Genomic DNA, 20,406 nt, shown 5'->3' with positions numbered 1-20,406 from the left:
TTATCAGAGCGCAACGCTCTGACGGATCATGCCGCCGCGTCGATCTGTTTTGCCAGCGCCACGTCGCGTTCCGACAGCCCGCTTGCATCATGGGTGGTCAGCGTGATCTCGACCTTGTTGTAGACGTTGAACCATTCGGGATGGTGATCCGCCTTTTCGGCGAGGATCGCCACCCGGGTCATGAAGCCGAATGCCTCGGCAAAGTCGGAAAATTGCAATGAGCGCGTGATGGCAAGGCCGTCTTCGCGCAGTTTCCAGCCTTTCAGCGCCATCAGCGCGCTGCTGATCTCGCTCTCGCTCAATCTCTCGACCATGGCGTCTGTCTCCTTACCGGCTTGGCGAAAGCCGCGCTGTCGCATAGGTGCACTGGCAATGGAACCCGCCGCCGCCTTTCCCGTCAGCAATATCAGCGCCACAGGCATCGCCTGCCGCCGGGGTGACCGTTTGCTGTTCGCCGGATTGTCGCTGCGGGTCGAAAGCGGCGGCGCACTGCATCTGACCGGCCCCAACGGCACTGGCAAATCGAGCCTGATGCGTATTCTTGCAGGCCTTTTGCGCCCCTATGCCGGAGAGGTCGAGCGCAATGGCGCCATGGCCTTGCTGGATGAGCGGCCCGCCCTCGATGCCCATCTTCCCCTTGGCAAGGCGCTCGGTTTCTGGGCGCGCTGCGATGGCGTGGCGCCTGCGCGGCTGGAGGAAGTCGCCGGGGCCTGTGCGGTCGACGAACTGCTCGACGTGCCGGTGCGTTATCTCTCTACCGGGCAGAGGAAGCGCGCCGCACTGGCCCGCACCATCGCGGCAGGCGCGCCGATCTGGCTGCTGGACGAGCCATTGAATGGCCTCGATACCAGCTCTGTCGCCATGGTCGAGGATCTGGCCATGCGCCACTGCGAACAGGGCGGCATCTGCATCGTTGCCTCGCACCAGCCGATCGCGCTGCCCGGCGCGGCTCGGCTCGATGTCGCGGATTACACGGCATGACCCGCATGTGGCTCGCCATATTGCTGCGCGATTTCGCCCTCTTGATGACGGGTGGCGGCAGGCGCGGCGGCGCGCTGCTGCCGGTGCTGTTCTTCATCTCGGTCGCGATCCTGCTGCCTTTTGCCATCGGTCCCGATGCGAAGATGTTGCAGCGGACCGGCGGCGGTATCGTGTGGGTGGCAGCGCTGCTGGCCGCGATCCTGCCGCTGGACCGTCTGGTAGAGCCGGATCTCGAGCACGGGTTCTTTGACCAATGGGCCCTGCGCGGGCTGGCCGAGGAATGGATCATGGCCGCGCGCATCATCGCGCATTGGCTGACTTTCGCGCCGCTTCTGATGCTGGCGGTGCTGCCGGCCTCGGCATTGTTCAACCTGTCGGCGCAGCAATTGGGGCTGGTCGAACTGGGCCTCTTGGCAGGCACGCCGGGTCTGGCTGCGCTGGGCGTGATGATCGCGGCGATCACCGCGGGGCTTCGCGGCGGGGCCGCTTTGTCGGGGCTCATGCTCCTTCCGTTGGCTGTGCCGCTGCTGATCTTCGGTGCAGGCGCATTGCAGCAGCAGGGGGCAGGGGGGATCGCGCTGGCCGGAGCCGTCAGCCTTGTGCTGGTCGCGGTCGCGCCATTTGCCGCAGGTGCCGCCATACGGGCTGCGCGCGAATAGGGAAGGCGGGTTCGCCGAAGGGCGAATAGCGCGCGCTTCAGCGCCCCATTAGCAAATCTTGTTTGCCCTTGCGCCAAAGCGACCTTACCTCAGCCTCATGACGACTGTACAAGACACTATCTCGCTGATCGGCAACACGCCGCTCGTCCGTCTTGCCGGGCCGAGCGAAGCGGCCGGATGCGACATTTTCGGCAAATGCGAATTCGCCAATCCCGGCGCATCGGTAAAGGATCGCGCCGCGCTGGGCATCATCCGCGATGCCGAAGCGCGCGGCGAGCTGAAGCCGGGCGGCACCGTGGTCGAGGGCACGGCGGGCAACACCGGCATCGGCATCGCGCTGGTCGCCAATGCGCGCGGCTACAACACGATCATCGTGATGCCCGACAACCAGTCGAAGGAGAAGATGGACACGCTGCGTGCGCTGGGCGCGCAGCTGGTTACGGTGCCGCCGACGAAATTCGCCGATCCCAACCATTTCGTCCACACCTCGCGCCGCATGGCGGAGGAGACGGAGGGTGCGGTCTGGGCCAACCAGTTCGACAATGTCGCCAATCGCCGCGCCCATATCGAAACCACCGCGCCCGAAATCTGGGAGCAGATGGAGCACGAGGTCGATGGGTTCACCTGTGCCGTCGGCACCGGCGGAACGCTGGCTGGCGTGGGGCTGGGGCTGAAGGCGTTCAGCGAGGACATCACCATCGCGCTCACCGATCCGCATGGTGCGGCACTTTATGAATACTACGCTCATGGCGAGCTCAAGTCCGAAGGGTCTTCGGTTGCCGAAGGGATCGGGCAGGGCCGCATCACCGCGAACCTCGAGGATGCGCCGGTCGATACCCAGTTCCGCATCTCGGACGAGGAGGGCCTCGAATGGGTGCGCCGCCTGCTGAAGGAAGAGGGGCTGTGCCTTGGCCTGTCGTCCGGCATCAACGTGGCAGGGGCGGTTAGGCTGGGGCAGGAACTGACGGCGAAGCTGGGCCGTCCGGCGCGGGTCGCGACGATCCTGTGCGATACCGGCTTTCGCTATCTCTCCACGCTCTACAATGGCGAATGGCTGCGGTCCAAGGGGCTGCCCGTTCCGCCCTGGCTGGAGGATTGAGAGTGGCGCCCGTCCAGCAGCCCCGCGAACTGGCAACCGCTGCCGAATCCAGCGGCCTGCAGGGCACGCGCGCGCAGGCGTTGCAGCGGCTGCAGGTAGGTGTCGGCGGGCTGGCCGCGATGGTGCTGGTGGTCGGGCTTGCCAGCACGATCATGCAGCAGGCGCGCCAGTCGAGCGATCCGGCCGCTCCGACCGCAGCGGCGGAGCAGGAGAAAAAAGCCGGCGATCCGCTGGTCGATATCGGCGTTCAGCCCGAACTCCCGAACGAGGAAGTGACCGTGCCCGATTTGCCGGTCGAACAGATCGTGCCCGAAGAGCAGGCGCTGCCGCGCAGGCAGGGTGAAGACGGGATGTCCCAGTCGCAGCAGCAACGGTGATGGCGCGGCTCTTTCGCGGCTTTACCTTGCCGCTATGCGGTGCGCTGGCGCTGGCGGCATGCAGCGCGCAGCCCGGTGCCGCCACGGGCGAAACGGTCGAAGCTCCGGCAGAGCAGGAGCTGCGGCCGCTCGCCATCATGACCAGCCTGCCGATCCTGTGGGGTGAGGGCGATATCGGCGACATGCTGGCAAGCGATGCCGCTCCCAATCCGGTGAGGGCGGCGCTGGAGACGAGGTTCACGCTTTCGCCCATCGACCGCCTGACCGAACTCGACGATCAGCCCTTTCTCCTCCTTGCCCAGCCGCGCGCATTGGCGGGGGATGAAAACGTGGCGCTCGACGATTGGGTGCGGGCAGGGGGGCAGGTGTTGATCCTGGCCGATCCGATGCTGACGGCGGAAAGCGCATATGGGCTGGGCGACAAACGCGCCCCGCTGATGATGACGATGCTGTCTCCTATTCTGGCGCGTTGGGGACTGTCGCTTACGTTCGATCCCGCCTCATCCCCGAAACAGGCGATGGTCGCCGGCGTCCCGCCCATTCCCGTGCAGCGCCCCGGATCGCTCTCCCTGACCGGAGAGGGGCACGATTCTTCCTGTGAAATCAAACGCGAAGGGCTGATTGCCGAGTGCCGAATCGGCGCGGGCCGCGCGCTGATCGTGGCCGATGCGGCCATGGTCGAGAACGGGGATGACGCGGGAGAAGTGGCGATTTCCGCCCTTTCGGCCCTGATGGCAGAGGCGTTCACGGACGAAACCGGGGATTGATCCGGTCCATTTCGGGGATGGCGCGGGACAGCCGGTTTTTCATTACGGGAATTGACGGGAGCGGCATGGAATCCTAGGGATTCTGTGCCTTTTTTAACGTTCCGGCAGGAATTAGCCGATGCCGTGAATGTGCCGCAAAGGCCCGGAAATACGGCAGTTCGTCGCAACTGGACGCAATTTCCCGCAATTTCCCCTTTCATCCCCGATCAGACCGGGGTATTACCCGATTCATTCAATCGAACGCTTCGTTTGTCGCACCCGCCGGGGGTGCGCCGGGCCCCCTAACCGCGCGCCTCGGTGCAAGGGTAGTTGCGCGCAAAACGCAGGGTTCGGGGGCTCGTAATTTTATCGGACGGGGTGTCTTGGTGGCTTCTGCGCCATTCAGCTACAGGGGACAGGGCTTTTCGCTTCGCGGCGAAAAGGGTCGCTTCGTGCTGCCCCCCTCCTTCCGCAAGGTCATCCGCGAATCGAGCGACGACCAGCGCACATTGTGCCTTTCCAAGCATGAGCGTTTCGACTGCCTGACCGGCTTTGGTCTGTCGCGCCTGCCGCAGCTTGATGCCCAGCTCGACCGCGAGGAAGACCGCGCCTATCAGGCCGGCCGCGATTTCGACCGCGACACCCGTTCTGCCCAGCTGTTCGGCTTTGCCGAAGTGCCCTTCGACGATTCGGGCCGCTTCATCATGCCCGACTACATCGTCGAGCTGGGCCATGTGGGCGAGCAGCTCTATTTCCATGGCGGCGGCCAGTTCTTCACCGTCTGGAACCCCGAAAAACTGTTTGAAATGGGGCCTGAATGGGAAGCCGCAAAGGCTGCCTGCAAGGCGATGATGGCCGACAGCGCCAAGGGGCCCGCCAAGGGCCGGGGGCGCAAGTGAGCGGCATTACGCCAGATACAGGGTCGCAGCCCCATGTCCCCGTGCTCCTCGAAGAAGTTCTCACCGCGCTGTCCCCCCGGCCCGGTGACGTGATCGTCGATGCCACTTTCGGTGCCGGCGGTTATACCCGCGCCCTGCTCGATGCAGGCGCGGTCGTGCATGGTTTCGATCGCGACCCCACTGCGATCGAAGCCGTGCACGCCAACAGGCAAGCATGGCCCGAGCTGGATGGAGAGGAACCCCGCCTCGTCCTCCACCCGCGCCGCTTTTCCGAGATGGTCGAATCCATGACTGAGGCCGGTGTCACCCGCGTTGATGGCGTGGTGATGGATATCGGCGTGTCCTCGATGCAGCTGGACCAGGCCGAGCGCGGCTTTGCGTTTTCGCTCGATGGTCCGCTCGACATGCGGATGAGCCGTGAGGGCGAGAGCGCCGCCGATTTCGTCAACACCGCCGATGAAGGCGTGATCGCCGACGTGCTCTACCAATATGGCGAAGAGCGCCAGTCGCGCCGCGTCGCCCGCGCGATCGTTGCCGCCCGCCCGCTGGAAACGACCGGCGAGCTGGCAAACGTGGTCCGCAAGGCGCTGGGCTATAAACCGCACATGCCCAAGGATCCTGCGACCCGCAGTTTCCAGGCGATCCGCATCCACGTGAACGGCGAGCTGGACGAACTGGCCGCAGGCCTTGGCGCGGCAGAGGAATTGCTGGGTGAGGGCGGCAAGCTTGCCGTCGTCAGCTTCCACAGCCTTGAGGACCGCATGGTCAAGCGCTTCCTGCGCGATGCCTCGAACAGCGGCGCGGCGCCTTCGCGCCACATGCCTGACGTTCGTGATGCCTCGCGCCCCGTTTTCGAAAAGCCCGCCCGCGCCGTTCGCGCAGGCGAGGCCGAAATCTCACGCAACCCGCGCGCCCGCTCTGCCGTGCTGCGCAGCGCGGTTCGCACGTCCGCTCCCGCCCGCCCCGCTTCCGAAAGGATCTTCGCATGAACAGCCGCAGCCGCATCCACTCCGTTGCATGGGCCGGGGCGCTGGCGATTTCGGGCGCCATCTGTTTCACGCTGATGCTGCAGGTGACGGGCGTGAAGAGCGATATTGCGGAGACCGAGAAGGACATCCTCTCGGTCAAGAACCAGATCGCCACGCTGGAGACCGAGTTCCAGACCCGCGCGCGTCAGCAGCAGCTGGCCCGGTGGAACGATGTCGACTTCGGCTATGTCGCGCCCAAGGGGAACCAGTTCGTGACCGAAGGGGCGCAGCTGGCGGCGCTGGGCCGCGAAGCCGTGCGCGAGGAAAACCGGGTTCTGATGGCGGACGCTTCGGAGGCCGCGCCCGCCATCGGACGCGACGAGGCGCGCGAGATCCGCATCGCCTCGGCCGAGACGCAGGGCGGCAATGTCCGCCAGCTTGTCGCGCGTGACGCGGCGATCCCGGCGCGCAAGGAAACCGCCGCCAAAGCGCAGCCGGTCCGCGTCGCGCTGGCGGTGGATCCCGCCGCGCCCAAGGCGCTGTCGGGCAGCGAGCGCGCTGCCATCGCCCGCCGGCTTGCCCCGGCGCCTGCCGATCCGGCCAGCCAGTTTGCCAAGAACTTCGATTTCGACAGCGTCGTCGCCGAAGCGGGAGCCAAGCACGACTGATGGCCAGCGTCCCGCTCTTCCCCGGTCTCTCCCTGCCCGAGGTCCCCGGCCTAGGCGGCAAGGGTGCGAAGGCTGCAAGCCCCGCAGGCAGACAGGCCGAGCGGGGCTTTGGCGCGCCTCCGCCGCCTGCGCGCCGGGCGAATTTGCGGGCGGAGACTTTGCGCATGGCGCGCATGCGGGTGATCCTGATCGCGTTCGTGTTCGCGCTGGCCACCGCCGTGCTGGTGCTGCGCGTCGGCATGCTGGGCCTGTTCGAAAGTGACGGCGCGCAGGCCAGCACCGGCAGCCTGCTGGTGCCCGACCGCGGCGAGATCACCGACCGCAAAGGCATTCCGCTTGCCCGCGATTTCAAGAGCTACGCACTCTGGTTCAATCCCAAGGCCATGGAAGGCGGAGAACCGCTGACCCGTCCGGCATCCGAAATCGCGCATGATCTCGTGCAGATCTTCCCCGACATGGATGAAGCGGACCTGACGCAGCGCCTTGCCAGCGGCAAGGGCCAGTATCTTCGCCGCCGCATCCTGCCCGAACAGGCAAACCGCGTGCACGCCATCGGCGAACCGGCACTGAACCCTCCTGCCGAACCCAGCCGCTATTACCCCGAAGGCACGCTGGCAGCCCATGTGCTCGGCTATGTCGGGGCCGACGGCAACGGCCATGTCGGCATGGAGCAGGTGTTCAACAACCAGCTGTCCGACCCGGCCACCCGCGGCGCGCCGGTCACGCTGTCGATCGACGCGCGCGTGCAGGCCGCGATGGAGGACGAGCTTTACCGCGTGATGGGTCTTTCTCAGGCCAAGGGCGCGGGCGGCATCGTCATGGACGTGCGCACGGGCGAAGTGCTCGCGCTGGCTTCGCTTCCCAGCTTCGACCCCAATCACATCGATGAAAAGGGCATGGAGCTGATGTTCAACCGGGTGACGAACCAGGTCTATGAACTCGGCTCCACCTTCAAGCCGCTGGCCGTGGCGACGGCGCTCGATGCGGGCACGATCACCAATCTCGCGCGGACCTGGCCCACGGGCAAGCCGCTGAAGGTCGGGCGCTTCCTCATCCGCGACAGCCACAAGATGGACGACCGCATGAATGTCGCGGAAATCCTGATGCATTCGTCGAACATCGGCACCGCGCAGATCGCGGACGAGATCGGCTCGAAGCGCATGAAGGAGAAGATGGAGCTGCTGGGCTTCAACGAGCGGCCCTATATCGAGCTGCCCGCGCGCGGGTTTCCGATCTGGCGTTCGGGCGAATGGCCGCGGCTGACCACCATGACCGTGTCCTATGGCCACGGCATCGCGGTAACTCCGCTCCACCTTGCCAGCGCCTATGCGGCGATGGTCAATGGCGGCATCTGGCGTCCGGCCACTCTCAAGAAGCTCGCCCCGGGCGAAGCGCCGCAGGGCCGCCGGGTGTTCAAGGAGGCGACCAGCGCGCGCATGCGCCAGCTGCTGCGCCTTGTCGTGCGCGATGGTACGGGGCGCAAAGCCGATGCACCGGGCTTCCGCCTTGGCGGCAAGACCGGCAGCGCCGAAAAGCCGGGCGCGGGCGGTTATCGCCGCACCGCGCTCATCACGACCTTTGCCAGCGCCTTCCCGATGGATGACCCGCGCTATGTCGTGATCACCATGATGGACGAGCCGCAGGGCACGCCCGCCACCAGCTATCAGCGTACCGCCGCGTGGAACTCTGCCGTTGCGGTGGGCCGCATCGTGCCGCGCATCGGTCCGATGCTGGGCGTCTATCCCGACGACAACAAGGAAATCGACCTTTCCGACATCAAGCCGCTGATCAAAGAGGAGGGCTCGCACTGATGAAGCTTTCCGCTCTGGCCAGCCGTGCAGGGATTGCGCTGCCCGATGGGGCTGACGCGCAGGTCACCGGCTTTGCCATCGACAATCGCAAGGTCGCGCCCGGCACCGTGTTCGGCGCGTTTCAGGGCGCGAGCGTCAATGGCGAGGATTTCATTGCGGCAGCCATCGCGGCAGGCGCCATCGCCGTCGTCGCCCGGCCCGAAGCGACAGTGGAAGGCGCGATCCATATCGCCGACACCGCGCCGCGCCGGGCCTTCGCGCTGCTGGCGGCGAAGTTCTTCACGCCCGTGCCCGGCACCATCGTCGCGGTCACCGGCACCAACGGCAAGACCTCGACAGTGGAGATGACGCGCCAGATCTGGCGCATGTGCGGCTTTTCCGCCGCCTCCATCGGTACCTTGGGCGTGACCACGCCGGATGAAAGCGTTTCGACCGGCCTCACCACGCCCGACATCGTCACCTTCCTGTCGAACATGACCGGCCTGGCCCGCGAAGGCGTGACCCATGTCGCCTATGAAGCGTCGAGCCACGGGTTGTCGCAGTTCCGCAATGAGGGGCTGCCGGTTGCGGCAGGGGCGTTCACCAATCTGTCGCGGGATCACCTCGATTATCACGCCGACATGGACGATTATTTCGCCGCCAAGATGCGCCTTTTCGACGAGGTCGTGATGGATGGCGGCAAGGCCGTGATCTGGGCCGACGATGCGCGCAGCGAAGCAGCTGTCGCCCATGCGAAATCGCGCGGCCTCACTGTGCTAACCGTGGGTGAGAATGCGGATGCGGACGGGATCGTCCTGACGGGCCGCAACCCGACCGAACTGGGGCAGGAACTTAACCTCCGTTTCGGCGGCGAGGACCGCAAGGTGAAGCTGCCGCTGATCGGGGCCTATCAGGTCGCCAATGCGCTGACCGCTGCAGGTCTCGCGCTGGCGACGGCAGGTGACGCAGGCCCGACCGCGGCGCAGGTGTTCGACGCCTTGTCCCGCCTGCAGCCCGTGCGCGGACGACTGGAACGCGCGGCACTGAACCGCGCAGGCGCGCCCGCCTATGTCGATTACGCCCACACGCCAGAGGCGCTGGAGGCGGCCATTGCCGCGCTGCGCCCGCATGTGGCCGATAATGGCCGCCTGATCGTCGTCTTCGGCGCTGGCGGCGACCGCGATACTGGCAAGCGCGGCCCCATGGGCGAGGTTGCGGCGGCAGAGGCCGATATCGCCATCGTGACAGACGATAATCCGCGCGGCGAAGACCCCGCGGCCATTCGCGCCGCCGTGCTGGCGGGCGCGCAGGGCGCGGCCAATCTCCGCGAAATCGCAGGCCGGCGCGAAGCCATCGCCGCCGCCATGCAGGAGGCCGGGAAGGGCGACATCGTCCTCATCGCCGGCAAGGGCCACGAACAGGGCCAGATTTATGGACGCGGCGAAGCCACACGCGTCCACCCATTCGACGATGTCACCGTAACGAGAGAGTGCGCAGCATGACTGGAACCCAGATGAAATCCGCTCCCCTCAAGACCGCATCCCTGCAGCCTGTAAGGCCGGTGCCCGATGCGACGCGAAGCGCCATCGTCGAGCAGACCGAGAACGGCGGCGACAAATATCTGTGGCGCGCCCACACGCTGGCCATGGCGGCAGACGGCACGGTCAAGGGCGATTTCGCCGCGAACCATCTCGCCTTCGTGCCTGCAGAGGTGAAGCCCGGATCGCTTTATGTCGCGCGCGGCGAGGTCGATGCCATGGCGGCGCTGGGCAATGGCGCGGCGGGCTGCATTTCGGAACATCCCTTGCGCGGACCGCATGTGCTGGTCGCCGATATCGAGGATGCGCTTGCCCGCATCGCCCGCGCATCGCGCAATCGCGCCCGCGCCACCATGACCGGGATTACCGGCTTCGGCGACAATGCGCCGGTTGCCGAAGTGCTCAACGACGCGCTTTTCCGCGCCAGCCGGGGCATGAGCTGGCGCGCTAAGGATGGGCTTGGCATGGCGGCGGCGCTCTGCACGCTGCAGGCTGATCGCACGCACGCACTCTTCACGCTGGAGGAAGGCCGCGAAGCGCGCATGCTGCGTCCGCATCTGCTGGTCTGCGGGCATGATCTCGATCACGAGGAAGGCCGCGCCATTGCCGCGACGCTGCAGGCTGGCGGCGCGGCCGTGCTGCCTGCCGATAGCTGCGATTTCGGCGCATGGCGCGCTGCCGCGCTGGATGCTGGCGCGCAGGTCTATGGCTATGGGCGCAAAGCCAGCGCCGACATTCGGCTGATCGACACCGTCCGCCTTGAAAATGGCGAAACGCTGGTCACGGCAGAGATGATGGGCCGCGCCATGTGCTGGTCGCTTGCCTCGGGCGTTCTGGAAGAGGGCTGCGATGAGCTGTCCTCGCTCGCCATCATGGGCGCGATGCGGGCGGCAGGGGCTTCGCTCGGCGCTGCCGCTCTTGCATTGGCCGCGCTGCCGCATGAGGAAGAGCCTGCACAGCTTGCCATTGCGGTCTGATCTGCGGGATTTGAGACGGGCCGAATAAAAGGGGACTCGCAGGATTGGGGAAAGGCGGATAGCGGCGCTTCCTTCTCATCGTGCCATGGCCCATGGCTTGAATGTGTACCGTGGCGCCAAGTCATGCCCGGTAACGAGGACAAAGCATGCTTTACCTGATCGCCCAGTGGCTGGAATTCGAAGGCCTTGCCAATCTGGTCCGCTACCAGAGCTTTCGCGCAGGCGCCTGCCTGTTGACGGCGCTGGCGCTTGGCCTCTTGATCGGACCGCGCTTCATCGACCTTTTGCGCGTTCGGCAGGGCAAGGGCCAGCCGATCCGGCTTGACGGCCCGCAGACCCATCTGGCGAAACGCGGCACGCCGACCATGGGCGGCTTACTCATCATGGCATCGGTCACTGTGTCGATGTTCCTGTGGATGGACCTCACCAACTGGGCGGTCTGGGCCTGCATCGCGGTGACATTGGGCTTCGGGCTGATCGGTTTTCTCGACGATTATGACAAGGTGCGTAAGGCCAGCCACAAGGGCGTGTCGGGCAAGGTACGCCTGTTGGGCGAGTTCGCGATTGCCGGCGTTGCGGCCTATCTCGTCGTGAAGGAGACCAATCTCTACCTGCCTTTCGTCAATTTCGGCATTCCGCTGGGGCCGTTCTATTATGTCTTTGCCGCCTTCGTGATCGTGGGTGCGGGCAATGCGGTGAACCTGACCGATGGATTGGACGGGCTGGCCATCATGCCGGTCATCATCGCTTCGGGCACCTTTGCCATCATCGCCTATCTGGTGGGGCGCGCGGATTATTCGGAATATCTCGGCATTCCCTTTGTCGATGGCGCGGGTGAGCTGGCGATATTGTGCGCCGCCATCATCGGGGCGGGGCTTGCGTTTCTCTGGTTCAACGCGCCGCCTGCGGCCGTGTTCATGGGCGACACCGGCAGCCTCGCCCTTGGCGGCGCGCTGGGCACCATCGCGGTCGCTTCGCATCACGAAGTCGTGCTGGCCATCGTCGGCGGGCTCTTCGTGCTGGAGGCGGTGTCGGTCATCGTGCAGGTGTTCTGGTACAAGCGTACCGGCAAGCGCGTGTTCCGCATGGCGCCGATCCACCACCACTACGAACAAAAGGGCTGGGCCGAGAGCACGGTCGTCATCCGTTTCTGGATCGTTGCCATCGTCCTGGCCGTGATCGGCCTTGCCACTCTCAAGGTGCGATGAGCGGGGCTGCCGCCCCCATCCTGCCGCCCGCGATCTTCGCAGGCCGAAGCTATGCGGTGCTGGGGCTGGCGCGTACGGGGCTGGCTGCCATCCACGCGCTATGCGGGGGCGGGGCCAAGGTGCTGGCATGGGACCGCGACAGCGATGCGCGCGCCCATGCGCAGGATCTGTCGAAAGAGTGCCGTGGCCGGCTGACCATCGCCGAGATAACGGCGGACGCGGTGCGCGGCTTTTCGGGCATCGTCGTGTCGCCGGGCGTTCCTATCAACCATCACCCGATCGCCGACATCGCGCGCGAAGCCAATGTCCCGCTGATCGGCGATATCGAGCTTTTCGCAGAGGCGCGCGCCGCGTTGCCCGCGCACAAGGTCGCCGCGATTACCGGGACCAATGGCAAGTCGACGACCTGCGCTCTCTTGCATCACCTGCTGGCCGAAGCGGGCTATGCGACACGTCTTGGCGGGAATATCGGCATACCCGTGCTTTCGACCGAACCGCTGGAGCCCAACGCAAGGGGGGCGGGCATCTATGTGTTCGAATTGTCGAGCTACCAGATCGACATCACCCGCTCGCTTTCGTGCGAAGCGGCGGCGCTGCTCAATGTCACTCCCGATCACCTCGACCGCTATGACGGCAGTTTCGAAGCCTATACCGAATCCAAGGTTCGCCTGTTCGGCATGCAGCAGGGCCGGTCGCTCGCGCTGGTCGATCGTGCCAGCCTGCAACTGCCTGCCGTGTCGCGCGCATTGGCGCACCGCTCACCCATCGTGATCGAGGATGTGAGCCTGCCCGGCAATCCGGACGAATGGCTGTCGCTGCAGGGTCCGCATAATCGCGGCAATGCCGCTGCCGCTGTCGCCATCGCCCGCCGCTTCGGGGTTGAGGAAGCGGCGATCGAAGCGGGCCTCAAAAGCTTTCGCGGCCTTCCCCACCGGATGGAGCGTGTGGGCGAGATCGGCGGTGCCATCTTTGTCAACGACTCCAAGGCGACCAATCCCGCCTCTACCGCGCCCGCGCTGGCGGCCTTTCCGCCGAAAGATGGCAAGCCGCGCATCCACTGGATCGTCGGCGGCCTGCCCAAGGGCGAAGGGCTGGCCGAGTGCGAAGAATGGCTGGACCATGTCGCATGCGCCTATACGATCGGCGAAGCGGGTCCGATGTTTTCCAGTCTGCTGGAAGGGCGCGTTCCGGTCGTGAAATCCGAAATGATGGGCGAGGCCGTGCGCGCGGCGGCCGAGGCGGCGACGCCCGGTGATGTCGTGCTGTTGTCACCAGCCTGCGCCAGCTTTGACCAGTTCCGCGATTACGAAAAGCGGGGCGAGGCTTTCCGCAGCCTTGTCGCGATGCTGCAGCCGGGAGAAAGCGCATGAACATGAATATCGCGCCCAGCTTCGAACGCGGCGCCGATGGCGTGCATATCGCGCGCCGGTCCCCGCGTGGACGTGGCGGCAAGCGCCACGACATTCTCGTCTGGTGGCGGGAAATCGACAAGGTCATCCTGACCGTCGTGCTTCTGCTGATGGGCATCGGCATCATCGGCGTGGCAGCCGGTTCGGCCGCCAGCGCGCATCGCCTTTCGACCGCTGCGAAGACGTTGGACGAGCTGCTTTTCTTCAAGCAGCATCTCGCCTTTCTTTCCATCGGGGTCGCCGTGATGATCGGCACCTCCATGCTAAAGCGGGAGGCCGCGCGCAGGCTCTCGATCCTGCTTGCGGTGGCGATGTTCGTGCTGCTGATCGCGGTACCTTTCGTCGGGGCGGAAGTGAACGGCGCGCGGCGCTGGATCAGGCTTGGCGCATCGTTTCAGCCTTCAGAATTCTATAAGCCTGCCTTTACCGTGTTCCTCGCATGGGTGCTTTCATGGCGTGTGCGCGATCCGCAGCTTCCGGTGATCGGCATTTCCTTCATCGTGCTGGGGGCTTCGGTGGCGCTCCTGATGCTTCAACCCGATTTCGGCACGGCCATGCTGCTGGCGGGCACGTGGATGGCGCTTGTCATCACGGCGGGCATGCCAATGCAGAAGATCGGCGCGGCGGTGGCGGCGATCGTCAGCCTCGTGATCGGGGCCTATTTCTTCTACGACAATGCGCGCCACCGCATCGACGCGTTTCTTGGCGGCAGCGAGGCCTATAGCCAGGTCGATCTTGCCCGCCGCACCATGCTTTCGGGCGGCTGGTTTGGGCAGGGCCTGTGGATGGGCGAGCGCAAGAATTCGCTGCCCGAGGCGCATACCGATTACATCCTTTCCGTCATTGGCGAGGAGTTCGGCCTTGTCGCAGTCGTCGCCATCGCGCTTCTTTTCTGCACTTTGGTCGTGCGGGTGCTGTGGCGCCTGGCGGATGAGGAAGATCTTTTCACCATTTTGGCCGGAACGGGGCTGGCGGCGCTGCTTGGTGGGCAGGCGTTCATCAACATGGCGGTAAACCTCCAGCTGTTCCCGTCGAAGGGCATGACCCTGCCGCTGATCAGCTATGGCGGCTCGTCGATGATCGCGCTTTGCCTTACGGTGGGACTGTTGCTCGCGATCACGCGGCGCAATCCGTTTCTTACCCGTGACGGCCTGCCTGTCGGGCCCGGAGGTTTCAAAAGATGAGTGAGCAGGCGACCCCTCGCGCCAGCCGGCATTACATACTCGCAGCAGGCGGCACTGGCGGTCACATGATCCCGGCCTTTGCATTGGCGGCTGAACTGATCGCACGCGGACATACGGTGGCGCTGGTCACCGACACGCGCGGCGAAGCCATTCCCGGCATGCCAAAGGACATGACCGCCCATGTGCTGCCTGCGGGCCGCATGGATGGCGGCATCCTGGGTAAGCTCAAGGGGCTCAACGCCATCCGCAAGGGCCGCGCCATGGCGCTGCGCCTGATCCGTGAGATGGAGCCTGCCGCCATTGTGGGTTTCGGCGGCTATCCCGCGATGCCGACGCTGTTGGCCGCGCGCTCGGCAGGCGTGCCCTATGTCATCCACGAACAGAACGCGGTGCTGGGCCGGGTGAATCGTTCGCTGGTCGGCGGCGCGGCGGCGATGGCCACGGCCTATGAACGCATCGACCGCATGCCTGACAAGGCACGGGGCAAGATCCACCTCGTCGGCAATCCGGTGCGCGAAGAAGTGCTTGCGCTGCGCGACCAGCCGTTCCCGCCCTATTTGAAAGAGAGCATCCTGCGCGTGCTCGTCACCGGCGGCAGCCAGGGGGCGCGTATCCTCAGCCGCGTGGTGCCCGAAGGTTTCGCGCTCTTGCCCGAGGAACTGCGCCACCGCCTGCAAGTGATCCAGCAATGCCGCCCCGAAGACATTGACGCGGTGCGCGAGATCTATGCCGACAATGGCATCCCGGCAGAGCTTGGTACCTATTTCGAGGACATGGCCCAAAGGCTGGCCGATGCGCATCTGTTCGTCGGGCGCGCGGGCGCATCCACCATTGCCGAGCTGACCGCCGTGGGCCGCCCCGCGATCCTTGTGCCGCTGGCCATTGCGATGGACGATCACCAGACCGCCAATGCCCGCGAAATGGCAGAGGCGGGCGGCGCGACGTCGCTGCCCGAACCGGTGTTCACGCCGCAGGCTTTGGCCGATGCGGTCATGGCGATGGTGGAGGAGCCCGACGTGCTGGCCGCCGCTGCCCATCATTCTTGGAACTGCGGCCGTCCCGATGCGGCGCGCGATCTGGCTGATCTGGTCGAAGGGCTGGGCGGCACGCCGCTGATGGATATCATCCGGCTTGATAAAAAGGCGCCTGCCAAGGCCGCCTCGAAACCCGCCGCAGCCGCCGCCACCAGCGCCAAGCGGGAGTTGGAGAAAGAGGCATGACCCGCCTGACCGCAGATCCGCTGGTCGATATCGGCACGATTCATTTCGCCGGGATCGGCGGCATCGGCATGTCCGGCATTGCCGAGGTGATGCACAATCTCGGCTATAAGGTGCAAGGCAGCGACATGCGGGAAAGCCCCGTGGTCGAGGGGCTGCGCGCCAAGGGCATTCCCGTCGTGATCGGGCAAAAGGCCGAGAACGTCGAAGGCATCGCCGTCCTCGTCATCTCGACCGCGGTGAAGCGCAGCAATCCCGAAGTCGTTGCCGCATTGGAAGCGCGCATCCCCGTGGTGCGCCGCGCCGAGATGCTGGCCGAACTGATGCGCCTGAAACGCACGGTCGCGGTCGCGGGCACGCATGGCAAGACGACAACGACCTCCATGGTCGCCGCGCTGCTGGATGCGGGCGGGGTGGACCCGACGGTCATCAATGGCGGCATCATCGAAAGCTATGGCTCCAACGCGCGTGTCGGGGAAAGCGACTGGATGGTGGTGGAGGCCGACGAGAGCGACGGCAGCTTCCTGCGCCTCGATGGCACGATTGCGGTCGTGACCAATATCGATCCCGAACATCTCGACCATTATGGCAGCTTTGACGCGGTGAAGGATGCTTTCGTCGAGTTCGTCGAGAACGTGCCCTTTTACGGCGCCGCCGTGCTGTGTCTCGATCACCCCGAAGTGCAGGCGATCCTGCCCAAGATTCGCGATCGCCGCACCGTGACCTATGGCTTTTCCGCGCAGGCCGATGTGCGCGCCGAAAACGTAACCCCGATCCCGACCGGCAATCGGTTCGACGTGGTGCTGCGCCAGCGCGATGGCAGCGTAGATCGCATCACCGACATCGAATTGCCGATGCCCGGCCGCCACAATGTGCTTAACGCGCTGGCCGCCGTCGCTGTCGCGGTCGAAATGTCCTGCCCGCATGAAACCGTGCGCGATGGCTTTGCCCGTTTCGGCGGGGTGCGCCGCCGTTTTACCAAGGTGGGCGAGGTGCCCTTTGGCGGCGCGGACCCGGCGATCATCATCGACGACTATGGCCACCACCCGGTCGAGATCCGCGCGGTGCTTTCCGCCGCGCGCGAAGGTGCCCGGAACCGCGTGATCGCGGTTGCGCAGCCGCATCGCTATACGCGCCTGCGTGATCATCTGTCCGAATTTCAGGCTGCCTTCAACGATGCCGATGTCGTCTATGTCACCCCGGTCTATGCCGCGGGCGAACAGCCGATCGAGGGCGTCGACGAACATGCGCTGGTCGCAGGGCTGAAGGAACGCGGCCACCGCCACACCGGCATCGTCGAGGATGCCGATGCGCTTGCTGAAACGCTGGCCCGCATGATCGAGCCGGGCGACACGGTCGTATGCCTTGGCGCAGGCGATATCACGCGCTGGGCCGCCGATCTGGCGGAGGCAGTAAAATCGCGGCTGGGGGTCCACGGCTGATGGCGACCACCATCCCGGGCGACGGCTATGGCGCGCTGACCGTCGAGCTGCGCGGCGGGTATTTCAAGCTACCGCGTCCGCGCGGCAAGCTGACCGCCGATGCGCCCATCGCCAAGCTGACATGGTTCAAGACCGGCGGGCCTGCCGAACTTTTGTTTGAGCCTGAAGACGTGGAGGACCTGTCCTCTTTCCTGCGCGGCCTGCCCGCATGGGTGCCGGTCATGGGGCTGGGGCTTGGATCGAACCTTATCATCCGCGATGGCGGGGTGGATGGCGTCGTGATCCGGCTGGGCAAGGCGTTCGCGGGCGTGGAAACGCTGGACGAGACCACGCTGAAATTCGGTGGCGGCACGTCCGGCGTGCTTGCCAGTTCCAGTGCGCGCGATGCGGGGATTTCGGGCCTCGAATTCCTGAAGTCGATCCCCGGCACGGTCGGCGGCTTCGTGCGCATGAATGGCGGCGCCTATGGGCGTGAGGTCAAGGACGTGCTGACGACATGCGAAGTCGTGCTGCGCTCGGGCGAGGTCAAGACGCTCTCCGTCTCTGACCTCGGCTATAGCTATCGCCATTCCGAATTGCCCGATGGCGCGATCGTGACCAGCGCCACCATGCATGGCGAGCCGGGCGATCCCGCCGCGATCCAGGCGGAGATGGACCGTATCACCGAAGCGCGCGAAGCTTCGCAGCCCTTGCGGACAAAGACCGGCGGCTCGACTTATAAAAACCCCGATGGTCACAAGGCTTGGCAACTGGTGGATGCGGCAGGGTGCCGCGGCCTGATCGTCGGCGACGCGCAGGTGAGCGAGAAGCACACCAATTTCCTGATCAATCGCGGCAATGCCACCAGCGCCGACATCGAGGCGCTGGGCGAGGAAGTGCGCCGCCGGGTCAAGGCCGACAGCGGCATTGAACTGGAATGGGAAATCGCCCGCGTCGGGCTGACGGCTGAGGAAGCTGCCGCTGCCACCAAGGGTGACGAGGCATGAGCGCGACCACCATCAAGCGCGGCGGCAAGGGCGTGCGCCGCGCCACCGCGGCCAAGGGCAAGGCCCGCGCCGTGCGCGGCGCGAAGGCGAAGACCGGCGGTATCCTCGGCTGGATGCTGGGATCGCTGGGTGTGTCGGAAAGCGGGTTGCAGCGTTTTTTCATGGGCGCGATCGTCGTGGTCGGCGGTGCATTGCTGCTGGCGCTTGCCATCTGGATGGAACTGCCCGCCGCGATCCAGCAGCGTTTCGGCAATCTGGCCGATGACGCGGGTTTCACCGTGCGCAAGGTCGAGGTTCGCGGCGTGGACCGCATGGACCGTGAGGAAATTTACCAGCGCGCCATTGCTGCTCAGCAGGTGCCGATGCCGCTGATGGATGTGTCGTCGCTGCGCGAAGATCTGGTCCAGCTGCCATGGGTTGCCGATGCGCGCGTGTCGCGCCAGCTGCCCGACACGCTGGTCATCGACATCGTCGAGCGCCGCCCGCATGCGGTGCTGAAAGAGGGCGAGGATTACACGCTGATCGACAGTTCCGGCCACAGGCTGGAGCCTGTGAAAAAGGGAGAGGCGGGCAAGATGCTGGTGCTCTCGGGCGATGGCGCGGCGGATCAGGCGGCGCAGTTGGGTGAATTGCTGGACGAGGCGCCTTCGCTCAAAGGCAGTGTGCGCGCCGCCGAGTGGATCGGCCATCGCCGCTGGAACCTCACCTTCAGCACCGATCAGGTCGTGGCGCTGCCCGAAGGCTTCGAGGAAGCGAGCGATGCGCTGATCGCCTTTGGCCGCATGGACGTCCAGAACGAGCTTTTGGGCGGCAAGGTCGCGGTGTTCGACATGCGGGCCGACGACAGGATCTATATGCGCGTGCCGGGCCGGGCGAAGGAAATCGCCGAGGCGGAGGCAGAGCGCAAGCGGCTGGAGCGCGAAGCCGAACGCGCCGCCGCGGCACGGGACAGCAATAGTCGGGAAACGGAAGGCTGACGGCGATGGGGGCCATGCGGATCGAAAAGACATTCGGGGCGATCGATATCGGATCGTTCCGCATCGCGGCGATGATCGCCGGGCTGACCGCCGATGGCGAGATGGTCGTGCTGGGCAGCGGCCACCGCGCCGCCGACGGCATTCGCCGCGGCTACGTCACCGACATGGATGCCGCCACCCACGCGATCCGCGACGCGATCGAGCGCGCCGAACGCGCCGCCGACACGCAGGTGGATTCCGTCTGGATCAGCTGCGGCAATGCCGGATTGATGAGCGAGATCCGCGAGATCGACCTTGAGATCGGTGGCCGCCGCATCGATCAGGACGACATCGAATGGCTGATGGGCGAAGCGCGCGACCAGATCGTGCCCGCGCCCACTGCGCCCCGCGTGGTGCTGCATGCGCAGCCTGCGCATTACATCCTCGATGGCGCGCATGGCGTGACCAATCCGCGGGGCCTTCATGCCGAGCGTCTTGCCGTTGCCGTCCATGTGATGGAGGCCGAGACCGGCCCGCTCCGCAACCTGATGGAAGCGGTGCAGAGCGCGCATCTGGCGGTTGAGGGCGTTGTCGGCGCAGGGATCGCGACCGGCCACGCATGCCTTTCCGAAGAAGAACGCGAACTGGGTGTCGCCATGGTCGATTTCGGGGCGGAGGTGACGCATGTCTCGGTCCATGTCGGCGGCATTCTCGTCGGCATGGCGGTCATGCCCTATGGCTCCAGCGACATCACCGACGCCATTGCCAGCGCCTTTTCGATCCGCCGCACACAGGCGGAGCGGCTCAAATGCGTCTATGGGTCGGCCATCGCCAGCCCGACCGATCACCGCGAACGCATTCCGCTGGGCAATGGGGCCGAAACATCGGAAACGATCCTGCGCGCCGATCTGATCGCGGTCATCACCGGGCAGCTTGCCCGCTGGACGCAGGATGTCGCCACGACCTTGAAATCGCTTGGCTTTGTCACCGGGCGCGGCGGTAATGGGCGCCAGATCGTGCTGACCGGCGGCGGCGGAGAGCTGGCTGGGCTTGCCGATTACATGCAGCAATCCTTGGCCAAGCCCGTGCGTTCAGGCGCGGCCCCGCGGATGAGCGGCCTGCCCGAAGCGCATGCAACACCCGGCTTTGCCAGTCTGGCAGGGCTGATCCTCTATGCCGCGGCAGACCCGCTCGACATCCGCACCAGCAGCGGCGGATGGCAAAGCGCCAGCCGTTTCGCGCGCATGAACCTGCCAGCCCGTCTGGCACGCGCGATCCGGGAGTATTTCTGAGAAGCCGGAA

General features: G+C 65.6%; 20 protein-coding genes. 19 read left to right on the top strand and 1 reads right to left on the bottom strand.

What is annotated here, in order from left to right; translation table 11 throughout:
• Nucleotides 1–26: 26 nt before the first annotated feature.
• Nucleotides 27–314 (bottom strand): 4a-hydroxytetrahydrobiopterin dehydratase, encoded by a 288-nt coding sequence (locus tag A9D13_RS08210; protein ID WP_066772372.1) that lies wholly within the window; start codon nucleotides 312–314, stop codon nucleotides 27–29.
• Nucleotides 315–372: 58 nt separating this feature from the next.
• Between A9D13_RS08210 and ccmA the strand changes: the two genes are divergently transcribed.
• The 19 genes from ccmA (at nucleotide 373) to ftsA (ending at nucleotide 20,396) form a co-directional block, all read left to right on the top strand.
• Nucleotides 373–981, top strand: coding sequence for a heme ABC exporter ATP-binding protein CcmA (gene ccmA, locus A9D13_RS08205; protein ID WP_066772371.1), 609 nt, complete (start codon nucleotides 373–375; stop codon nucleotides 979–981).
• The gene (locus A9D13_RS08200; protein ID WP_066772370.1) at nucleotides 978–1,640 is read left to right on the top strand and encodes a heme exporter protein CcmB; all 663 of its coding nucleotides are present in this window, start codon (nucleotides 978–980) and stop codon (nucleotides 1,638–1,640) included. The genes ccmA and A9D13_RS08200 overlap by 4 nt, the downstream gene beginning before the upstream one ends.
• A gap of 97 nt (nucleotides 1,641–1,737) precedes the next feature.
• Nucleotides 1,738–2,739: a cysteine synthase A gene (locus tag A9D13_RS08195; RefSeq protein ID WP_066772369.1), complete on the top strand. Its 1,002-nt coding sequence runs from the start codon at nucleotides 1,738–1,740 to the stop codon at nucleotides 2,737–2,739.
• 2 nt (nucleotides 2,740–2,741) lie between these two features.
• Complete coding sequence (locus tag A9D13_RS08190) at nucleotides 2,742–3,116, top strand: hypothetical protein (RefSeq protein ID WP_066772368.1); 375 nt, start codon at nucleotides 2,742–2,744, stop codon at nucleotides 3,114–3,116.
• Nucleotides 3,116–3,883 carry a motility-associated ABC transporter substrate-binding family protein gene (locus A9D13_RS08185; protein WP_082922216.1) on the top strand — a complete coding sequence of 256 codons (768 nt, stop codon included), beginning with the start codon at nucleotides 3,116–3,118 and terminating at the stop codon, nucleotides 3,881–3,883. Before A9D13_RS08190 ends, A9D13_RS08185 begins: the two co-directional genes overlap by 1 nt.
• A gap of 365 nt (nucleotides 3,884–4,248) precedes the next feature.
• Entirely contained in the window at nucleotides 4,249–4,761 is a 513-nt protein-coding gene (locus tag A9D13_RS08180) for a division/cell wall cluster transcriptional repressor MraZ (RefSeq protein WP_066773862.1), read from the top strand.
• 5 nt (nucleotides 4,762–4,766) lie between these two features.
• Nucleotides 4,767–5,750, top strand: a complete 984-nt coding sequence (gene rsmH / locus A9D13_RS08175) for a 16S rRNA (cytosine(1402)-N(4))-methyltransferase RsmH (RefSeq protein WP_066773861.1) — start codon at nucleotides 4,767–4,769, stop codon at nucleotides 5,748–5,750.
• Complete coding sequence (locus A9D13_RS08170; protein WP_066772363.1) at nucleotides 5,747–6,397, top strand: hypothetical protein; 651 nt, start codon at nucleotides 5,747–5,749, stop codon at nucleotides 6,395–6,397. Before rsmH ends, A9D13_RS08170 begins: the two co-directional genes overlap by 4 nt.
• A 164-nt stretch (nucleotides 6,398–6,561) precedes the next feature.
• Nucleotides 6,562–8,208: a peptidoglycan D,D-transpeptidase FtsI family protein gene (locus A9D13_RS08165; protein ID WP_483294805.1), complete on the top strand. Its 1,647-nt coding sequence runs from the start codon at nucleotides 6,562–6,564 to the stop codon at nucleotides 8,206–8,208.
• Nucleotides 8,208–9,689 carry a UDP-N-acetylmuramoyl-L-alanyl-D-glutamate--2,6-diaminopimelate ligase gene (locus A9D13_RS08160; protein WP_066772362.1) on the top strand — a complete coding sequence of 494 codons (1,482 nt, stop codon included), beginning with the start codon at nucleotides 8,208–8,210 and terminating at the stop codon, nucleotides 9,687–9,689. The genes A9D13_RS08165 and A9D13_RS08160 overlap by 1 nt, the downstream gene beginning before the upstream one ends.
• A complete protein-coding gene (locus tag A9D13_RS08155; protein WP_066772361.1) occupies nucleotides 9,686–10,702 on the top strand; it encodes a UDP-N-acetylmuramoyl-tripeptide--D-alanyl-D-alanine ligase in 1,017 nt (338 codons plus the stop codon). Before A9D13_RS08160 ends, A9D13_RS08155 begins: the two co-directional genes overlap by 4 nt.
• Nucleotides 10,703–10,848: 146 nt before the next feature.
• A complete protein-coding gene (gene mraY / locus A9D13_RS08150) occupies nucleotides 10,849–11,910 on the top strand; it encodes a phospho-N-acetylmuramoyl-pentapeptide-transferase (protein ID WP_066772358.1) in 1,062 nt (353 codons plus the stop codon).
• Nucleotides 11,907–13,280: a UDP-N-acetylmuramoyl-L-alanine--D-glutamate ligase gene (murD, locus tag A9D13_RS08145; protein WP_066772356.1), complete on the top strand. Its 1,374-nt coding sequence runs from the start codon at nucleotides 11,907–11,909 to the stop codon at nucleotides 13,278–13,280. The genes mraY and murD overlap by 4 nt, the downstream gene beginning before the upstream one ends.
• A 2-nt stretch (nucleotides 13,281–13,282) precedes the next feature.
• Nucleotides 13,283–14,503 (top strand): FtsW/RodA/SpoVE family cell cycle protein, encoded by a 1,221-nt coding sequence (locus A9D13_RS08140; protein WP_066773857.1) that lies wholly within the window; start codon nucleotides 13,283–13,285, stop codon nucleotides 14,501–14,503.
• Nucleotides 14,500–15,723 (top strand): undecaprenyldiphospho-muramoylpentapeptide beta-N-acetylglucosaminyltransferase, encoded by a 1,224-nt coding sequence (gene murG / locus A9D13_RS08135; RefSeq protein ID WP_066772354.1) that lies wholly within the window; start codon nucleotides 14,500–14,502, stop codon nucleotides 15,721–15,723. The genes A9D13_RS08140 and murG overlap by 4 nt, the downstream gene beginning before the upstream one ends.
• On the top strand, nucleotides 15,720–17,162 hold the full coding sequence (gene murC, locus A9D13_RS08130; RefSeq protein ID WP_066772349.1) for a UDP-N-acetylmuramate--L-alanine ligase: 1,443 nt from the start codon (nucleotides 15,720–15,722) through the stop codon (nucleotides 17,160–17,162). Before murG ends, murC begins: the two co-directional genes overlap by 4 nt.
• Nucleotides 17,162–18,148, top strand: coding sequence for a UDP-N-acetylmuramate dehydrogenase (murB, locus tag A9D13_RS08125; RefSeq protein WP_082922214.1), 987 nt, complete (start codon nucleotides 17,162–17,164; stop codon nucleotides 18,146–18,148). Before murC ends, murB begins: the two co-directional genes overlap by 1 nt.
• Entirely contained in the window at nucleotides 18,145–19,125 is a 981-nt protein-coding gene (locus A9D13_RS08120; protein WP_066772347.1) for a cell division protein FtsQ/DivIB, read from the top strand. The genes murB and A9D13_RS08120 overlap by 4 nt, the downstream gene beginning before the upstream one ends.
• Nucleotides 19,126–19,130: 5 nt before the next feature.
• Nucleotides 19,131–20,396 (top strand): cell division protein FtsA, encoded by a 1,266-nt coding sequence (gene ftsA, locus A9D13_RS08115; protein WP_066772345.1) that lies wholly within the window; start codon nucleotides 19,131–19,133, stop codon nucleotides 20,394–20,396.
• Nucleotides 20,397–20,406 lie beyond the last annotated feature (10 nt).

The sequence above is a fragment of the Croceicoccus mobilis genome, assembly GCF_001661965.1.
Taxonomy (GTDB): Bacteria; Pseudomonadota; Alphaproteobacteria; order Sphingomonadales; family Sphingomonadaceae; genus Croceicoccus; species Croceicoccus mobilis.
The sequence above is the reverse complement of the archived record's forward strand: the minus strand, read 5'-3'. Positions and strand labels throughout refer to the sequence as shown.

Bases quoted from the DNA above. Each gene is read 5' to 3' on its own strand.
- murD (WP_066772356.1), top strand. From the start codon at position 11,907: ATGAGCGGGGCTGCCGCCCCCATCCTGCCGCCCGCGATCTTCGCAGGC.
- A9D13_RS08185 (WP_082922216.1), top strand. From the start codon at position 3,116: ATGGCGCGGCTCTTTCGCGGCTTTACCTTGCCGCTATGCGGTGCGCTG.
- A9D13_RS08195 (WP_066772369.1), top strand. From the start codon at position 1,738: ATGACGACTGTACAAGACACTATCTCGCTGATCGGCAACACGCCGCTC.
- A9D13_RS08120 (WP_066772347.1), top strand. From the start codon at position 18,145: ATGAGCGCGACCACCATCAAGCGCGGCGGCAAGGGCGTGCGCCGCGCC.
- murG (WP_066772354.1), top strand. From the start codon at position 14,500: ATGAGTGAGCAGGCGACCCCTCGCGCCAGCCGGCATTACATACTCGCA.
- mraY (WP_066772358.1), top strand. From the start codon at position 10,849: ATGCTTTACCTGATCGCCCAGTGGCTGGAATTCGAAGGCCTTGCCAAT.
- A9D13_RS08200 (WP_066772370.1), top strand. From the start codon at position 978: ATGACCCGCATGTGGCTCGCCATATTGCTGCGCGATTTCGCCCTCTTG.
- ftsA (WP_066772345.1), top strand. From the start codon at position 19,131: ATGGGGGCCATGCGGATCGAAAAGACATTCGGGGCGATCGATATCGGA.
- A9D13_RS08210 (WP_066772372.1), bottom strand. From the start codon at position 314: ATGGTCGAGAGATTGAGCGAGAGCGAGATCAGCAGCGCGCTGATGGCG.
- murB (WP_082922214.1), top strand. From the start codon at position 17,162: ATGGCGACCACCATCCCGGGCGACGGCTATGGCGCGCTGACCGTCGAG.
- murC (WP_066772349.1), top strand. From the start codon at position 15,720: ATGACCCGCCTGACCGCAGATCCGCTGGTCGATATCGGCACGATTCAT.
- A9D13_RS08170 (WP_066772363.1), top strand. From the start codon at position 5,747: ATGAACAGCCGCAGCCGCATCCACTCCGTTGCATGGGCCGGGGCGCTG.
- A9D13_RS08155 (WP_066772361.1), top strand. From the start codon at position 9,686: ATGACTGGAACCCAGATGAAATCCGCTCCCCTCAAGACCGCATCCCTG.
- A9D13_RS08140 (WP_066773857.1), top strand. From the start codon at position 13,283: ATGAATATCGCGCCCAGCTTCGAACGCGGCGCCGATGGCGTGCATATC.
- ccmA (WP_066772371.1), top strand. From the start codon at position 373: ATGGAACCCGCCGCCGCCTTTCCCGTCAGCAATATCAGCGCCACAGGC.
- A9D13_RS08165 (WP_483294805.1), top strand. From the start codon at position 6,562: ATGGCGCGCATGCGGGTGATCCTGATCGCGTTCGTGTTCGCGCTGGCC.
- A9D13_RS08160 (WP_066772362.1), top strand. From the start codon at position 8,208: ATGAAGCTTTCCGCTCTGGCCAGCCGTGCAGGGATTGCGCTGCCCGAT.